This window comes from Dyadobacter sp. CY351 (assembly GCF_021502625.1).
Taxonomy (GTDB): Bacteria; Bacteroidota; Bacteroidia; order Cytophagales; family Spirosomataceae; genus Dyadobacter; species Dyadobacter chenhuakuii.
The window spans coordinates 741,718-757,798 of sequence record NZ_JAKFFU010000002.1; the positions used below are offsets into that span (position 1 = coordinate 741,718).

14 protein-coding genes are annotated in these 16,081 nt (G+C 48.8%); 9 read left to right on the top strand and 5 right to left on the bottom strand.

The window, feature by feature from the left end:
• Positions 1–113: 113 nt before the first annotated feature.
• Entirely contained in the window at positions 114–1,028 is a 915-nt protein-coding gene (locus L0660_RS05185) for an LEA type 2 family protein (protein ID WP_235158440.1), read from the bottom strand.
• Between the two features lie 153 nt (positions 1,029–1,181).
• On the opposite strand from L0660_RS05185, the gene L0660_RS05190 reads away from it, so the two are divergent.
• From L0660_RS05190 to L0660_RS05215, 6 genes are all read left to right on the top strand, one after another.
• Positions 1,182–2,339 (top strand): zinc-dependent alcohol dehydrogenase, encoded by a 1,158-nt coding sequence (locus tag L0660_RS05190; RefSeq protein ID WP_235158441.1) that lies wholly within the window; start codon positions 1,182–1,184, stop codon positions 2,337–2,339.
• A 7-nt stretch (positions 2,340–2,346) separates the two neighbouring features.
• The gene (locus tag L0660_RS05195; protein ID WP_235158442.1) at positions 2,347–2,841 is read left to right on the top strand and encodes a hypothetical protein; all 495 of its coding nucleotides are present in this window, start codon (positions 2,347–2,349) and stop codon (positions 2,839–2,841) included.
• Positions 2,842–3,052: 211 nt separating this feature from the next.
• Positions 3,053–4,129, top strand: coding sequence for a glycosyltransferase (locus L0660_RS05200; RefSeq protein ID WP_235158443.1), 1,077 nt, complete (start codon positions 3,053–3,055; stop codon positions 4,127–4,129).
• Positions 4,130–4,186: 57 nt separating this feature from the next.
• Positions 4,187–6,046 carry a glycoside hydrolase family 2 protein gene (locus L0660_RS05205; RefSeq protein ID WP_235158444.1) on the top strand — a complete coding sequence of 620 codons (1,860 nt, stop codon included), beginning with the start codon at positions 4,187–4,189 and terminating at the stop codon, positions 6,044–6,046.
• Positions 6,033–7,382 carry an amine oxidase gene (locus L0660_RS05210; protein WP_310589623.1) on the top strand — a complete coding sequence of 450 codons (1,350 nt, stop codon included), beginning with the start codon at positions 6,033–6,035 and terminating at the stop codon, positions 7,380–7,382. The genes L0660_RS05205 and L0660_RS05210 overlap by 14 nt, the downstream gene beginning before the upstream one ends.
• 31 nt (positions 7,383–7,413) lie before the next feature.
• A complete protein-coding gene (locus L0660_RS05215; protein WP_235158445.1) occupies positions 7,414–7,662 on the top strand; it encodes a hypothetical protein in 249 nt (82 codons plus the stop codon).
• Between the two features lie 9 nt (positions 7,663–7,671).
• Here the strand turns inward: L0660_RS05215 and L0660_RS05220 are convergent, their stop codons facing one another.
• The 3 genes from L0660_RS05220 to L0660_RS05230 are packed head-to-tail and all read right to left on the bottom strand — an operon-like array spanning position 7,672 to position 11,353.
• The gene (locus L0660_RS05220) at positions 7,672–8,664 is read right to left on the bottom strand and encodes a glycosyltransferase family 9 protein (RefSeq protein ID WP_235158446.1); all 993 of its coding nucleotides are present in this window, start codon (positions 8,662–8,664) and stop codon (positions 7,672–7,674) included.
• Positions 8,661–9,641 carry a glycosyltransferase family 2 protein gene (locus L0660_RS05225; protein ID WP_235158447.1) on the bottom strand — a complete coding sequence of 327 codons (981 nt, stop codon included), beginning with the start codon at positions 9,639–9,641 and terminating at the stop codon, positions 8,661–8,663. Before L0660_RS05225 ends, L0660_RS05220 begins: the two co-directional genes overlap by 4 nt.
• Positions 9,641–11,353: a carbamoyltransferase C-terminal domain-containing protein gene (locus tag L0660_RS05230; RefSeq protein ID WP_235158448.1), complete on the bottom strand. Its 1,713-nt coding sequence runs from the start codon at positions 11,351–11,353 to the stop codon at positions 9,641–9,643. Before L0660_RS05230 ends, L0660_RS05225 begins: the two co-directional genes overlap by 1 nt.
• Positions 11,354–11,585: 232 nt before the next feature.
• On the opposite strand from L0660_RS05230, the gene L0660_RS05235 reads away from it, so the two are divergent.
• From L0660_RS05235 to L0660_RS05245, 3 genes are read left to right on the top strand one after another with little or no spacing between them, the layout of a single operon-like run.
• Positions 11,586–12,593: a glycosyltransferase family 4 protein gene (locus L0660_RS05235; RefSeq protein ID WP_235158449.1), complete on the top strand. Its 1,008-nt coding sequence runs from the start codon at positions 11,586–11,588 to the stop codon at positions 12,591–12,593.
• On the top strand, positions 12,565–13,890 hold the full coding sequence (locus L0660_RS05240; protein WP_235158450.1) for a glycosyltransferase family 1 protein: 1,326 nt from the start codon (positions 12,565–12,567) through the stop codon (positions 13,888–13,890). The genes L0660_RS05235 and L0660_RS05240 overlap by 29 nt, the downstream gene beginning before the upstream one ends.
• 16 nt (positions 13,891–13,906) lie before the next feature.
• Complete coding sequence (locus L0660_RS05245; RefSeq protein WP_235158451.1) at positions 13,907–14,389, top strand: CinA family protein; 483 nt, start codon at positions 13,907–13,909, stop codon at positions 14,387–14,389.
• A 36-nt stretch (positions 14,390–14,425) separates the two neighbouring features.
• Here L0660_RS05245 and L0660_RS05250 read toward each other — a convergent pair whose 3' ends face one another.
• Complete coding sequence (locus L0660_RS05250) at positions 14,426–15,970, bottom strand: FAD-dependent oxidoreductase (protein ID WP_235158452.1); 1,545 nt, start codon at positions 15,968–15,970, stop codon at positions 14,426–14,428.
• Positions 15,971–16,081 lie beyond the last annotated feature (111 nt).

Here is a 16,081-nt window from a genome sequence, read left to right on the forward strand (position 1 = left end):
GGAGTTAAACTGGGCAGATTAATGCCAGTATTGGGGAATTTATAAAGCCGGAACATTCCGGCTTTTCTTTTGAGCCTAACCGTCGCATTTATCTTTCTATCAAAAGTTTAGCATTAGTCCGCCTTCTTTACAGCATTCATGATTTCATCGAGCGTGCCGGTGATGGTTGTAACCATTCTACTTTTGTTGAGCATTTTGTTTTCAGAATCGATCGTGCCCGCGAACTTGCAGGCAAACTGCGTATCTTTTTTGTCTGTCAGCATTTTCCAGCCGGTTTTCAGCATATTGCCGTCTGTTAACTGTGCGTGCACAGAAATGTTCTGGCTTCCTTTTGCCGGAATTGATATGGTTTTTTCCAAAACTCCGTTCATCTGAAGCGCGTCTTCCACGCTAAACTCAAATTTCCCATCACTTAATTTCAGCGGAAATAAATTCGGATTAAACACTGCCACTTCGATATCCATGCCTTTGCTTTTCAGCGCAAGTGCATTCAAATCCACATGATTGATTTTTACTTTGGGTATTCGCAAAGCAGGCAGTCGCTTCGAGACTTTCATGGTGAATTCGCGGTCACCGGCAATAGGAACATCCACCTCAAAAGAAGCTTTCATCTGATAGTCCGCACTGTCAATCTTATTGTCATCAAAATATTTGAGTACCCGGGTCATTGGTTTTACCAGCAGCTCCATAGGCATGGTAAGCGTGGTGCTGTCAGATGAACGGATGTTGATAGGTTTCTCATAAGCATCCTCGATCACCTTCACGGAATCGATATACACGACGTAATTGAGCCGGCTTGTTTTAATGTCGACAGGAAGGGGATTATGAAGTATGACCTTGCTTTGCATTTTGATCCGCTCGGCATCAATGTCCGTGATATTTGTTGAAGCCACGCCGATTGTAGGCATCACCTTATCTGCCGCCTTTTCTTTCGCGTTTTCCGAAGAAGGCGACTTCCACCACCAGATCCCAACCCCAGCCAGTACAAGCAATACCAGCAAAACGATTAACCATTTATTGACCCGCATATGCATGAGTTTAGATAACAATTTATCCCCGCGGGCTATAATTTTTGTGCCATTGCCGATTTAGGGGGCATATAACTAATCTTCTGAGGAATGGTTTTTTAGTAAGGCGCGCTTCAACAGGAATATTAATCATCACTAACTAAAGAAAATACTATGTTAGCAATGAATTACCGCGGACCTTACCGCGTAAGAGCAGACCGGAATAAGCCGATGCCTGAAATTGAGCATTCCGGAGATGCGATCGTGCGTGTTACCCGCTCATGTATTTGCGGCTCAGACCTGCATTTATATCACGGATTAGTGCCGGACACCAGAGTGGGCACGACGTTTGGCCATGAGTTTATTGGCGTTGTTGAAGAAATCGGAGATTCGGTTCAAAACCTGAAAGTGGGTGATACCGTCCTGGTGCCTTTCAACATTGCGTGTGGAAAATGCGTTTTCTGCCAGCAGGGGCTGTATGGTAACTGCCATGAATCCAATCCGGAGGCAACTGCGGTAGGCGGGATCTTCGGTTATTCGCACACGGCTGGTGGCTTTGACGGAGGGCAGGCAGAATATGTGCGCGTTCCTTACGCGGACTTTGGCCCGACGCTCATCCCCGAAGACATGGATCACGACGATGCAGTTTTGCTTACAGACGTTGTTCCCACAGGTTACCAGGCTGCTGAAATGGCCGGTATCAAACCGGGTGATACGGTGGTGGTCTTCGGTGCCGGGCCGATAGGCATTATGGCAGCGAAATCGGCATGGCTGTTCGGTGCAGGAAGGGTGATTGTTATTGATCACATTGAGTACCGGTTGGAATTTGTAAAACAATACGCGCAATGCGAAGCGTATAACTTCCGCTCATTGGAAGATCCTGTGCTTTTTATTAAGAAAACAACAGACTGGATCGGCGCGGATGTGTGTATTGACGCAGTAGGCTGCGAAGCGGCAGGGGATGCATTGCAGACCATTACAGGCCGGAAACTAATGTTGCAGGCCGGTTCAGCAACAGCCTTACACTGGGCTATTAATTCTGTTAAAAAAGGCGGAATTGTGTCGATTGTGGGTGTTTACGGTCCTACGGGTAACCTCATCCCGATCGGTAATGTAGTCAACAAAGGCATCACGATCAGGGCCAACCAGGCGTCTGTGAAACGACTGCTTCCAAGGTTGATCGAGCACGTGCAGGCTGGCCGCCTGGATCCGAAAGGGATCATTACGCACCGGATTCCGCTGGAAGAAGTAGGTGACGCTTACCATATTTTTTCCGCGAAACTGGACAACTGTATAAAAACGATTCTTATCCCACCATCAGCAAGAAAATAAGCTCGATATGAAAAAGACAGCAAGTGATTACAGCCACATTAACGGATGGGGCATCGACGCGGACCCATTGGACGTGCCGAACTATCCGATAAAAAAACGAAACGAAAACGATAACAAAGGGATGATCTGGGAGCGCCCGGCACAACAACCGGCGCTGGTAGAAATATTGCATTCCAACGAGCGTCCCGGACTTACAGCCGTGTTTGGCACACCCAATCCGCCAACAGGGCTGAGCGGGCAGTTGCGGCGCTTTGCTTTCCGGTACAGTGAAAACACCTGGACACACTGGCTGGCACTTTTAGTAGCCGACCGGATCAACATGATGGAAGGAATCGGCGAAGATCTGAAAAACGGTCACATACCGGATCTGATTGCAGAGCACGGATTAAAATCCGAGCTGCAGTTCAATAAAATAGGATTGGCAAAAAAGGTGCTGACGGGTGCAGCGGTGATTACATTGGCCGTGTTGCTAATGAAGTCACGCTCGCGGGACGACAGTTAAGAAGCCTGCATTTCAATCTAAAAACAGACCCGTACTCATTCCTGTGCGGGTCTTTTTTATAGCGCCGTTTCCGCCTGGCACAATTCTTATTTAAGTGGGAGTTTTTTCTTTAATCCGACACCGTTTTCCTATGACCACCAGACTTCAGAAAGACCTACTATGTTTTTCCCACCTCAGGTGGGACTTTGTGTTTCAGCGGCCTCAACATTTGATGACACGCTTTGCCCAAAATGGGAACGTTTATTTCCTGGAAGAACCTTTCTTCGATGCTTCCGGGGAGGCATATCTTGACATTAATAAAAAGCTGCCCGGATTATGGGTTTGCGTGCCGCATCTCCCCGCCGGCGGCACACAGGAGCAGACCAACGCGCAGATCAAAATGCTTCTGGATTCATTCTTCGAGGAGCGCGACTGCGCTGATTTTGTATTTTGGTATTATACGCCCGTTGCCTTCGAGTTTTCAAGATCGTTTGCGCCCGGCCTGATCGTGTACGACTGCATGGATGAGCTGTCGGCATTTAAGTTTGCGCCACCGCGCCTTAAATTCGTCGAGCAGCAGCTTCTGGCCAAGGCCGATGTTGTATTTACCGGCGGAGTAAGTTTATATGAAGCCAAGAAGGCAAGTCACCATAACATTCATCCATTCCCGAGCAGCATTGATAAGCAACACTTTCAGGCAGCCAGAAACCAGCTGGCAGAGCCGGAAGACCAGGCTTCCGTTAAAGGAATAAAACTTGGTTTTTATGGGGTGATCGATGAGCGTTTTGATCAGCAGCTGATCCGCGAAATAGCCAGCAAGCGACCGGACTGGCATTTGATGCTGATAGGGCCTGTTGTAAAAATCGATATGGCCGAACTGCCTGTTGCAGATAACATTCATTATCTGGGATGCAAGACTTACCAGGAACTGCCGTCCTATCTGGCAGGATGGAATGTAGCATTGATCCCGTTCCTTTTGAATGAATCCACGCGTTTTATCAGTCCTACAAAAACACCCGAATATCTCGCCGCAGGCAAGCCTGTGGTGTCCACTGCGATCCGTGATGTTGTTTTTCCATATGCAAAGATGGGTCTCGTGAGTATCGGGCACGATGCAGATACTTTTATCAATGCTATTGAGCATGAGTTCACTAACCAGGAGAATGCGCAATGGCTGCGGTCTGTGGACGAGTATCTGGCGGACAAGTCCTGGGAACACACTTTTAGCGCCATGCAGCGGTTGATGCTTTCAGTCAAAAAGCAGGAAACGCCGGTTGCGCTGACAAGAGAGCTCAAAAGTGCCAGCTAGTAACAGTATCAGTCCGCATTAGTGGACATAAACGACGCGGAATTCAAAATAACAGCAATGCAAAACCATACCAATTACGGCTCGTCCAAAAGCCGGGAAGCGAATGTTGAGGACCTTACATTTCAGGATGATCTGCCCCGCGCGGTGCTCCGGCCGAATGAATATGTGCTGCTCGATGGAGAGTGGAAATTTGCAGTCGATCCGAATGACCGGGGCATTACAGAAAGCTGGTATGTCCGGCACGACTTTTCACAAACCGCCCAGTGGCCCGGAAGTGTAGAACAGCACCTGGCAGCATCCCAGCAGGATGTAGCTTCCTGGACGGACAAAATTGTAGTCTGGTACGAACGAGAATTCGAACTTTCTCAGGAAGCATTGGCGGAGCACGATACAGACAGTATTTTGCAGCTGACTTTTGGTGCCTGCGGTTATGAGACCCGGGTCTGGTTAAACGGGCATCTGTTATCCACCATTGAAGGCGAGCAGGTCCATATGGGTGAGTACACCTCATTTTCATATGAATTGGAAGTGCTTCGGCCGGTCAACAAGCTTACAGTTCGTGTTACCAGCAGTATGGACGCTGATATTCCGCGTGGTAAGCAGGAATCCCATGTTTACAAGCGGGGCGGCATCTGGTACCAGACATTCACCGGCGCCGTCCGCAGCATATGGCTTGAAAGGGTAGAGCGAAACCGTTTACGATCCAGGGTAGGTGTTGTGAGCATTATCGAGGATAACCTGGTGCGGTTCACACTTACCACGCGTATTCATGACCCGGGACAGTACAAGATCAAGCTGTCGGTTTTCGGTGCCGAATCGGGCAAATATGATAGACTCGTGGCAGAGGATGAATTTCCGCTGGTACTTGTAGCAGGACAAAAGGCGCAGCGGCTGGTGCTGGATATGCCGGATGCGTTGCTATGGTCGCCCGAAACGCCCAACCAATACCGGCTTGTGGCGCAGCTCATTGACGAAAAAGGCGATATTTCTGAAATTGAGACAAAATTCGGCCTCAGAAAATTTGAGGCCCGGGGCAGTCGCCTGTATCTCAATAATTTGCCGGTTTACCTGGATGGCATTCTTTACCAGCCGGGCAATGCCAGCTATGACCAGATCAAGAAGCATTTGCTGGCTATGAAAGAGCTGGGATGCAACTTGGTAAGGATCCACATTGCCGGTGTAGACCCCCGTATTTATAAACTGGCCGATAAAATTGGCATACTGCTGTGGGTGGAAGTTCCCAGTCCGCACCAATCGACTAAGAAGAGCCGGGAGAATCACCGAGCCGAGCTGATGCGCATGCTGGCATTGATCGGGACACATCCTTCCGTGGTGATATGGAGCCTGTATAATGAAGACTGGGGAGCCCAGGACATTGCCGTGAATGTGGATACGCGGCAGTATATCATTGATATGTATCACTTCATGCAGATTGCCTACCCGCAGTTTATAGTGGTTGATAATGACGGCTGGCAACATATTTCCTTCGAGGGAAGATTAAAGTCCGATCTGCTGACCGCGCATTTGTACACACCTGACCTCAATCATTGGAAATGGATGCTCGATGAATTGACAGCCGGAAATCTCAATTCGGTTGCAGCCTTTCCGCTCGTTGTCGGCGACCCGTTCTTTTACAGGAAACAGGTGCCGCTGATCGTAAGTGAATGGGGAGGTTTTGGATTTGAAAACTACGGCGGGCCGGTGGACGATTCTGCACGAGCCAGCCAGATCGCCCTTTTTAAAAAGGAACTGAGAAAGAGGTCTTTTTCGGGAGACGTTTATACACAGGCCACGAACATTGAGGATGAACGCAATGGACTGATCGACTTTGAAACCGGCGAACTAACGGTTCCGGCCGGACTGCTTACATCCTCGCCCGACCCGGATCAAGAAATAAACCGCAATGACAGACATTAGACCAACAGCAATGCTGACTGAAAATAACATCCTGACTGAATCAAAAAGGACTTTCGAGAATCCATTCAAGACATTTTGGATGGCAGGCTTCGAATGCACCGATCAGTTGAACAACAGAGGCGAACGGGTCGACCTGCTCGAAATGACGGGTCACCTCGAACTGATCAGGGCGGATTATGCGCGGATTTCGTTACTGGGAATTTCAACGGTGCGCGAAGGGATTCGTTGGAGTTTCGTGGAGAGAAGACCTTATGAGTATGATTTCAGTCCGGTGCTGGAAATGATGCGTGCGGCTGACGAGCACGATGTGCAGCAGATCTGGGACATTTGTCATTTTGGTTACCCAGATGATCTGAGCCCTTTCCATCCCAAGTTTACCGCGCGTTTTGTGGCGCTTTGTGAGGCATTTGTTGATTTTTATTTACAAAATAATCCCGGGAAATTATTGCTCGTAACACCCATCAATGAGGTGAGTTTTATTTCCTGGCTGGGCGGAGAAGTGGCCGGAACGGTGCCTTACTGTACGAAAAACGGCTGGGAATTGAAGTACGCACTGATGCGCGCCTACATTGCAGGAGCCAGGGCAATGAAGCAGCGCAGCGGCCTCGTCCGGATCGTGACAACCGAGCCGCTCGTGAATATGGTACCGGGTTTTGACCCGGATTTAGAAGACCTGGCAACCGCCGCTGCCCAGAATGAGCAGCAGTTCCAGTCCGTTGATATGCTTTGCGGGCGGATATGCCCCGAGCTCGGCGGCAGCGAGGATCTGGTGGATGTAATTGGCTTTAATTTTTATTATAACAACCAATGGATCATAGGTGGATACCAGTTTCTCGGCTGGAATGATCCTGTGCCTGATCCCCGCTGGAAACCACTGGCCGATCTTTTGCAGGCCGGATACGAGCGATACAACAAGCCTATCATTATATCTGAAACCAGCCATCCCAAGGAGGACAGGCCCTTGTGGATTAATATGATTGCATCGGAATGTGCGGATGTGCTGGATCGTGGCGTACCGTTGCTGGGCGTGTGTTTGTATCCCATCATCGACCGGCCCGACTGGGACCATCTCCATATCTGGCATCATTCGGGACTTTGGGATACTGATTTTTCGAGTAAATACAGCCGGGTTTTGCATGAAGAATCGCAGCACGCGCTAATGGCGGCACAAATGCTTATTACAAAAACACTGGAAGCAAAAAAGCAGTCCGCTATACACTTGAATATTACAGATCCAGGCGATGTGTCGGATCGTAAAACGAACGACTTCAATACGGAAGATCTGGCGACAATGAAGACGAGCGACTTTGATCCGGAAAGTCTGTCGTATAACTAAATGTTGATTAGGGAAACAGGAATGTTGTGTTATGAAAATCGGAGAAAAATTGCATAAGGTGCTCAGCAAGCAATATGCACCGGAGGAAATGATCACCCGGAAATTTGAGCGTTACGACATCAGCTTCAAGACCGATGCGGAGGGAAACCCTATCCTGCTTTTTATAGGCGAGCTTACACCGGATGGCAGGATCAAGGGTGAGCGTTTTACGCGTGTTTTAATTAAAGATAAACAAGGAGCAATCCTGAAAGATCACTGGGATGCGAAAGGTAAGATCTGAACATTGCATTCAATGTGCCGTAATGCTGCTCAGCAGGGTGTCAAGCGCCATGCGGACGTTTTCGAACGATGTATCCCTTGTCCAGTCAATGGTATAATGCAGAGATTTATTCAAAGGTCCCCAGCGTTCGGGCTCTCCGTCCATACTGATAACAATGCTGCGCGTGCGCGTGGCGGCCGCAATGTGCGAAACGCCCGTGCAGTTACTGATCAGCAGGTCTGCCCCTTCGATTAGCGCGGCAATTTCTCCCAGACCCGTTTTACCGGTAAGATCCAAAACCGGACGTTTCATTAAGCCAATCACTTGCGCAGTAATAGGCGCCTCGTCCTTTGTGCCGGTAATGATTATGTGATAGCCTTGATCTGCGCAATGGTCCGCCAGGCTCGCGAAATGTGCGGGAGGCCATTGCCGCCATGCACCGCGGGAACCCGGATGCACACATACATAACGACCATCCGGCAGGGAAACAGATTCCTGCAGGTGCCTCCTTTCAGCCGCTGATATCGGGAATTGCAGATCGGTGCCTAGTGAAGGGATTCCGAGGTTTGCCAGCATTTTTAAATGTTTCTCAATCTCAGAAATGCCATTGGGATATTCGAGAAAAAGCGCTTCATTTCTGTGATTACCAGCACTATGAAAGCCCGCGACCGGCCCGGCGTCTAAATTCTCCAGCATCTCATTAACAATGTTCCCGTTCCCCTGCATTTGCAGTATAAGGTCGAAATGCTCGGCTTTTATCTGCACCCGAAAAGCATTCCAAGCCGCTTCGTCAAACGGTTGCTCCGGTAAGCCGTGGTAGCCGGGGAAATGAATGAAACGATCGATATAATCAGAAAACCGCTCGCTGAAAGATGCGGCCCAGGGCAAGCCCAGCAATGTTATTTCGGCGTCGGGATAGCTGTTGCGAAGCGCCCGTAATGCTGGAACCGTGCAAAGCATATCGCCCAATTGCAACGCCCTGAAAATGGCGATCTTATGTGTGGTATCAGGAGAGAATTTCATAGGAAAAAAACTTTATAACGCATGGCTCCGCGCAATGTCCAATATACGGAAAGGTAGGGGATCAGAAAGGAAGTAATGATCATTTCCAAGCGGTGCGACCAACTTAAATCTGTGCCTTTCAGGCGTTTCAGGGTAAAACGCGCTACTGAAATGAGCCAGATCCCAATCGCAATGCCCGCAATCCATTTATTGCCTGCCAGCAATCCCACAATGGCAACTAGGGTCGACACGATAGTAATATAATAATTCCACACCGGCCCGCTGGCGATCCTGGTCCTGTAAAGGTCGGGGTGCTTTTTGAACAGCAGGGCATTGAACATACTTTTTTCCTGGTCGCGAATGCTCGATCCCCAGCCGGCCTCGCGCACAGGATGGCATACCAGCGCCTCGTGCACTTTGATAATGGGTATTTTATTTTTCAAAAACTTGAATTGCAGATCAGAATCTTCACGCCAGGCTGCGGGAAAGGATTCATCAAACCCGTTAACCTGCTCCAATGCGGCTCTGGTACAAGCGCAGTTGGCCGTAATGAACTCGGCCGTGGCCAGATGTGAGACATTTTTCTGATAGTCCGTGGGCCGCTCAGGAACCGGAACTTCAACTTGTCCCGTGAATGCAATCGTTGGCACAATCTCATTTTTATAATGCTGCCAGAACCCTTGCAGCCATCCCGGTGCGGGAATGCAGTCATCGTCCGTAAATGCGATCAATGAACCCTTGCTGTTTTTCCAGCCGGAATTCCGGGCAGCCGCGGGGCCGCTTTTTCTTTCAAGGGGAAGAAATGAAATGGATAAATGAGGCTGTTCGCCACTGATACGCTCAATAAGCAATGCCGTTGCCGGATCGGGCCCGTCGGAGACCACAATAACCTCGAAGGCAAAGCCTCTGCACGTTTGCAGGGCTATGGCTTCGAGGCACTTGCGCAAAAGTGTGGGTCGCCGATAAGTTGGGATCACTACACTAATCAGGTCTGCCATTATTTTTCGAGGATGAAAGAATTAATGATCAGGGCGTCGAATGGTGATGTCCAGAAACATTCGATGGCATCCCGGGGAGAGCAAACAATGGGTTCGCCGCGCGTATTGAATGATGTATTTACAAGAACAGGCACGCCCGTTTTTGCCTTGAACTCCCGGATAAGCTCATAATATAACGGATGCTGCTGTGCATTAATGGTCTGCACGCGTGCCGTGCCATCCGTATGCCGTACCGCCGGGATGCGGTCCGCTTTATCATCTTTTACAGGATATACAAAAAGCATGAACGGAGAAACGGTTGCGTCTTCAAACCATTCAGGGGCATCTTCTTCCAAAACCACAGGAGCAACAGGGCGGAAATCTTCCCGGTCCTTGATATCGTTTAGCCTGGCCTGCATATCCGGGTGGATTGGTGACGCCAGGATAGACCTGCTTCCCAGCGAGCGCGGACCAAATTCCATACGGCCCTGGTACCAGGCAATAATCTTGTCCTCAGCCAGGATAGCGGCCGTTTCGCTGGCAACATTATACAGTCTCTTATAAGGCATCTTTGCCCATATCATGAATTTTTCTATCTCATCATCGGTATATTCAGGTCCCCAGTAAACGTGGTTCATTTCGGCTGTATAGCGCATATCGCCTTGCGCGTTCAACGCTACATCCAGCCACTGCGCCGCGCCCAATGCCGTGCCTGCATCGCCTGCTGCCGGTTGCACCCATACATTTTTGAACGGGCCGTGATCCCGGATCACTGCATTCATTACGCAGTTCAGCGCTACGCCGCCTGCCATGCACAGGTTTTCCGAGTTGGTTTGTTCGTGCAGCCAGTGAACCAGTTTCAGCACAGTTTCCTCCAACGCTTTTTGCAGGGAGTGTGCAATGTCATGGTGCAGCTGCTCGAAAGGATCATCTTTTTTCCGGCCCGGTCCCCACCATTGTTCCGGGTCGAATTCATCAATGGTATATTGTCCGTTGTCCTCAATGTGGATCACGGAACGGAAATCTTCTATAAAAACCGGCTTACCATAGGAGGCAAGGGCCATGACTTTGTATTCATCGGACGAATGCAAAAAGCCCAGATAGGTTGTGATTTTTTCGTATAACATACCCAGCGAGTGCGGCATGTCCACCGTCGCCAGCTGTGTAATTTTATTTCCTTGTCCTAAAAAATAGCCTGTCGTTGCCTTCTCACCGCGTCCGTCCAAAGTCAGCACGGCTGCTTCTTCATAAGGAGACGGGAAGAATGCGCTGGCCGCATGCGCATTATGATGGTTAATGAATGTCCATTTTGCATTTAAATCGCCTGCATCCGCAAATCGTTTTTGCAGATGGTGCGGATAACCGTCCCTTAGCTGATCGGGTGCTTTGCGTATGTAATTGAGAAATAATGTATCCCAGCCATTGTATACATCCGCAGCTTCCAGCACATCAGAGCCAGAAAGCAGGTCGTCCTCGTATACAGCTGCTTCGCTTACGCCATCCGGATCAAATGAATACGCAATGTGGTCCACGTCCTTCATGGTAATGCCCGCTGTTTTGAGACAATAATCAATGGCATGAAACGGAAGCTCCCACGTGGAGAAAGGAACAGGCCGTTTCCCATGCTTGATATGCGTAAAACGCTCTTCTTCGGCGGCAGCAATGATCTTGCCGTCCTTAACGAGTGCTGCGGCGGTATCGTGAAACGCAGCATTGATTCCAAGGATATACATAAGCAGTGGTCTGGTTTAAATGCAGCGGGTTGCTTACAAGTTTGGTGCCAGCAAGAAGTGTGGAACTTATTGCTTGTAAATCCGGGATTCTAAAATGTTGATAAAAATCCTGAAATCGTTTCGTCCTGACAATGAGCAGGTTTCATAACTCACTGATAATAAGGGAAGCGTTTTGTGCTGGATGGCATTGTTTTTATAACGCCGTTCTGTCCTCATCCAAATTCGCTGACCTATGCATCAAATCAACACGACAAATGGAAGGTTAAAAATCTTTACCTGGCACATTCACGGAAGCTATCTGTACTACTTATCGCAAGGTGATTATGACATTTATATCCCCGTTACTGAACGCAAGAGTGAAGGCTATTACGGTAGGGGAGAAACGTTTCCGTTTGGTCCGAATGTGATTGAAGTGCCGGCAGGGGAAGTCAGGAACATGCAGTTTGACTGCATCCTTTTTCAGTCCGAACGTAACTTCCTGATTGATCAGCATGAGGTTCTTGCCGACTGGCAGAAACAACTTCCGCGCGTTTACGTGGAGCATAACACGCCGGAAAAGCATCCCACCAATACGCGGCACGTTATGTCGGATCCGCAGGTGACGCTTGTGCATGTGACGCATTTCAATAAGCTGATGTGGGACAGCACCGGAATTCCCAATGTGAGGGTAATTGAGCACGGAGTGTGCATCCCGCAGGTTGCTTATCAGGGAGATATCCCCCGGGGCATTGTGGTGATTAACCATATACAACAGCGGGGGCGGATCACCGGTTGGGATGTTTTTGATGAAGTGAGAAAGCATGTGCCCCTGGACCTGATCGGCATGGGGACATCAGAATCCGGTGGGTTAGGCGAGGTGCTGAACCCGCAACTTCCCGAATTTATCAGCCATTACCGATTTTTCTTCAACCCTATCCGGTATACGAGCTTCGGTCTGGCGGTGTGTGAAGCCATGATGACCGGTATGCCCGTTGTTGCGCTTGCTACCACGGAATATGTGACCGTGATCAAGGATGGCGAATCCGGATTTATTGATACCAACATTGGAAATCTAATTGATAAGATGAATTCGCTCATAGCCGATCCTGCAAGGGTTGCAGATATGGGCGCCAAAGCGAAACAGACGGCGCTGGAAAAATTTGACATTAACAGGTTTACCAGTGATTGGGAAAATACCTTCAGACAAACGATCCAACTAACGATCCACAATCATGACAAAAAGAATAGCATTTATCAGTGAGCACGCTTCGCCGCTGGCAACCCTGGGCGGAGTGGATAGTGGAGGCCAGAATGTATACGTGGCCGAACTATGCAAATGTCTGGCTAAACTGGGTTATGTGATTGACATTTTTACGCGGAGAGACGATGAATATTTGTCTCAGATCGTTCACTGGCTTCCTAATATCCGCGTGATTCACATGGATGCGGGGCCTGCGCAGGAAGTGCCTAAGGAAATGCTGCTGGGATATATGGATGAATTTACCCAAAGCATGATCCGGTTTATCAACCAGCAGGACTTCCAGTATGATCTTGTGCATGCCAATTTTTTCATGTCCGGCCTTGTGGCTTCCGAAGTTAAAAAACAACTGGATATTCCTTATGTAATCACTTTCCATGCCTTAGGTAAGATCCGTATGATCCATCAGAAAGACAAGGATGCATTTCCTGCCGCCCGGATGGACATTGAGCAGATGCTTGTAGACGACGCCGATTTCGTCATCGCCGAGTGCCCTCAGGACAAACAGGATCTGATAGAACATTATAATGCTGACCCTTCGCGCATAACGATCATTCCGTGCGGGTTCAGTTCCGAGGAATTTTATCCGTATCCCAAAGAAAAAGCCAGACGTAAGCTCGGCCTTGAAAAAGATGATGTGGTGCTGCTGCAACTGGGCAGGGTTGTACCCCGCAAAGGCATTGACAATGTAATCCGCGCCATCCGGTTCCTGAAACATATTCCGAGGATCAAACTGCTTGTGGTAGGCGGTGCGGATGAGAAGCCTGACTTTGTGAATGATCCGGAACTCAAACGCCTCAAAGAAGTGGCAGAAGTAGAGGAAGTTTCCGGCGCTGTGGAGTTCGTAGGACGACGGAACAGGCAGCAACTCCGCTACTATTATCAGGCAGCCGATTTCTTCATTTCAACACCCTGGTATGAACCATTTGGCATAACACCCCTGGAAGCTATGGCTTGCGGCACACCTGTCATAGGCTCCGATGTTGGCGGCATCAAGTTTACAGTGTTAGATAAAAAAACGGGCTTTCTGGTCCCTCCGCACAATCCTAAGGCACTTGCCGATGCCCTTTTGGAAGGATTGTCATGCCCTGAAAAGTATCAGGCCTTGTGTAATAATGCCTTGAAACGGGTGAATGAGAATTTTACCTGGGCTTATGTCGCAGAAAAAGCGCATCAGCTATATTGCAAACTGAATGTTGTTTCTGCCAAGAAGCCTGTATATCTTTTTCATTATAAGAGAGCGCAAAGAAAACGGGCTCGTCTATACGGACTACCGGCCGCAAACTATGCAGTTTCCTGATTAAACCATTGAAAATATGCCTTCACAACTGATTATTGATTGTAGTAAAATTTTAAACGAAAAAGGACTGACCATTGCCTTCGCCGAAAGTGCGACGGCGGGCCGGCTAGCCGCGGAGTTTTCACTGACGGAAAATTCCGGCAGTGTCCTCAAAGGCGGACTTGTGTGTTATGATGCGGAAGTAAAAGTGGACGTGTTAGGGATGGATCCGGCTTTTATAGAAGAATTCACTCCAGAATCCGGGGAAGTTACCAAAGAGCTGGCCTTGCGCCTGAAAAACCTGATCAAATCAGATGTCCAGGTTGCTGTTACCGGGCTGACCACACCGGGTGGGAGCGAAACGGAACAAAAGCCGGTGGGCACCATTTTCATTCACATGTTCCTGAACGAACGTTCTATTGCTGCAAGGGAAGTTTTTGAAGGCTCTCCGGAAGAAATAGTGCTGCTGGCAGCAGACCTGGCCGCAAAGACAGTTATCCACGAACTGGAACAATTATGAGTATGATCTAAACCATACTCATAATTATTACTAATATCATTTTACCCCAATGTTGACCGGCTGGAGATTTCTTCTGGCCGGTCCTGTTAGTACGGTCCCGTCCGTATCAAAGCGCGCTCCGTGGCAGGGGCAGTCCCAGCTTTTTTCAGCATTATTCCAGTTCACAATGCAATGGGTATGTGTACACACGGGATCAAGCGCTTGGACCTTGCCCGTTGGATCTTTGTAAATGGCCAGCTTCTGACCGTCCAGTTCAACAATTTCACCTGAATCATCCGGTAGTTGGGCAACTGAATCGATTTCTTGCACGCCAAAGCGGTCGCCTATAAAGCGGCCCACGACATCGGCATTTTCTTTGATGACCTCTGTAAAACCAGCGATCGGCTTAATTCTTGCCGGATTGTACAGGTCTTCGTATTCGCTTTTTCCATTTAAAATAATATCGGAAAGAACCATCGCCGAAACTGTTCCCAGGATCATACCATTTCCATTAAAGCCCGTGGCTGTATAAATGCCGTCCGAGGCTCCGGGCGACTTGCCAATGTAAGGCAACCCATCCGCCGGAACATAATACTGTGCCGACCACTGGGTGTAAATGTCTTTGACGGGATAACATTGTTTTGTAAAATTGATCAGGTCAGTAAATGACTGTTCCGGGTCACCGTGGCCCGTTTTATGGTCATGACCTCCCGCTATCAGATACTTTTGTCCATCAATTTCATGCGTCCTGAAATAGTGGTAAGGCTCTTGCATATCATAGACCAGATCCTCAGGATATTCGTCGTTGGTAAGCGTAGCTGCTATAACGTAACTGCGATAAGGCGCATTCCGGAAATGGAGCACATTAACTCCGCCCGGCGGAATGTGGGTGGCATATACAACCGTTTTCGCCTTAATTTCCCGCGACGTTGCTGAGGCAATGTGAACACCATCTTCTGTTTTAATATCATCGATCAGCGTATTCCCCAATGTGACACCACCCAGCTTTTCGAACTCCGAAAGAAGGCCCTGGATGTATTTGAGCGGGTGGAATTGTGCCTGGTTTTCGAATACAATGGCTTTTTGAAACTCGGCGTTTACGGGGACTTCGTTGGTAATTTCCACTTTCACACCAGCCCGTAGCGAGCTGTCGAAAATATCATCCAGCTCCTTGGTTTCTTTCTCCGTTTGCGAATACACATATCCTTTTTTCCATTCGAAATCGCAGTCGATCTCGTAAGTTTCAACATGCTCATGGATCAGGCGTACGGACCCGGCGATGGAATCCGCGAATTGTTTGGCAGCCTCTTCGCTGAATTTGCTTTCTACTTCTGCAAAAGTGGTGTCTGCAAATGTATTAATGTGTGCCGTGGTGCCTCCGGTTGTGCCATATCCGGGATTGTGCGCGTCCACCAGGATGCAACTCCGCCCGGCCTTCTGTAAGAGTAAAGCCGTTGTTACTCCCGTAATTCCCGCACCTACAATGAGTGCGTCAAATGTCCTGGAAGTGTCGAGCCCATCAGAGGCTGCTGCACCGGATGTATTTTTTTGCCAAAGGCTTGTGTTGCGTCCGTCGCGCGTATTTTTATTATTATTTTCCATATCAATAATCTAATTTTTTCGTCAGTGCTAAACTAAAACCGTACCAACCGGCAAGCTATAAATGCGTGGTGCAGCAATAGTTTTTGAAAAGTGTTTAAAAAGATAGACTAG

What these genes read in the sequence shown, in the direction of transcription:
- L0660_RS05185 (WP_235158440.1), bottom strand. Translation starts at nt 1,028, where the DNA reads ATGCGGGTCAATAAATGGTTAATCGTTTTGCTGGTATTGCTTGTACTG.
- L0660_RS05190 (WP_235158441.1), top strand. Translation starts at nt 1,182, where the DNA reads ATGTTAGCAATGAATTACCGCGGACCTTACCGCGTAAGAGCAGACCGG.
- L0660_RS05195 (WP_235158442.1), top strand. Translation starts at nt 2,347, where the DNA reads ATGAAAAAGACAGCAAGTGATTACAGCCACATTAACGGATGGGGCATC.
- L0660_RS05200 (WP_235158443.1), top strand. Translation starts at nt 3,053, where the DNA reads ATGACACGCTTTGCCCAAAATGGGAACGTTTATTTCCTGGAAGAACCT.
- L0660_RS05205 (WP_235158444.1), top strand. Translation starts at nt 4,187, where the DNA reads ATGCAAAACCATACCAATTACGGCTCGTCCAAAAGCCGGGAAGCGAAT.
- L0660_RS05210 (WP_310589623.1), top strand. Translation starts at nt 6,033, where the DNA reads ATGACAGACATTAGACCAACAGCAATGCTGACTGAAAATAACATCCTG.
- L0660_RS05215 (WP_235158445.1), top strand. Translation starts at nt 7,414, where the DNA reads ATGAAAATCGGAGAAAAATTGCATAAGGTGCTCAGCAAGCAATATGCA.
- L0660_RS05220 (WP_235158446.1), bottom strand. Translation starts at nt 8,664, where the DNA reads ATGAAATTCTCTCCTGATACCACACATAAGATCGCCATTTTCAGGGCG.
- L0660_RS05225 (WP_235158447.1), bottom strand. Translation starts at nt 9,641, where the DNA reads ATGGCAGACCTGATTAGTGTAGTGATCCCAACTTATCGGCGACCCACA.
- L0660_RS05230 (WP_235158448.1), bottom strand. Translation starts at nt 11,353, where the DNA reads ATGTATATCCTTGGAATCAATGCTGCGTTTCACGATACCGCCGCAGCA.
- L0660_RS05235 (WP_235158449.1), top strand. Translation starts at nt 11,586, where the DNA reads ATGCATCAAATCAACACGACAAATGGAAGGTTAAAAATCTTTACCTGG.
- L0660_RS05240 (WP_235158450.1), top strand. Translation starts at nt 12,565, where the DNA reads ATGACAAAAAGAATAGCATTTATCAGTGAGCACGCTTCGCCGCTGGCA.
- L0660_RS05245 (WP_235158451.1), top strand. Translation starts at nt 13,907, where the DNA reads ATGCCTTCACAACTGATTATTGATTGTAGTAAAATTTTAAACGAAAAA.
- L0660_RS05250 (WP_235158452.1), bottom strand. Translation starts at nt 15,970, where the DNA reads ATGGAAAATAATAATAAAAATACGCGCGACGGACGCAACACAAGCCTT.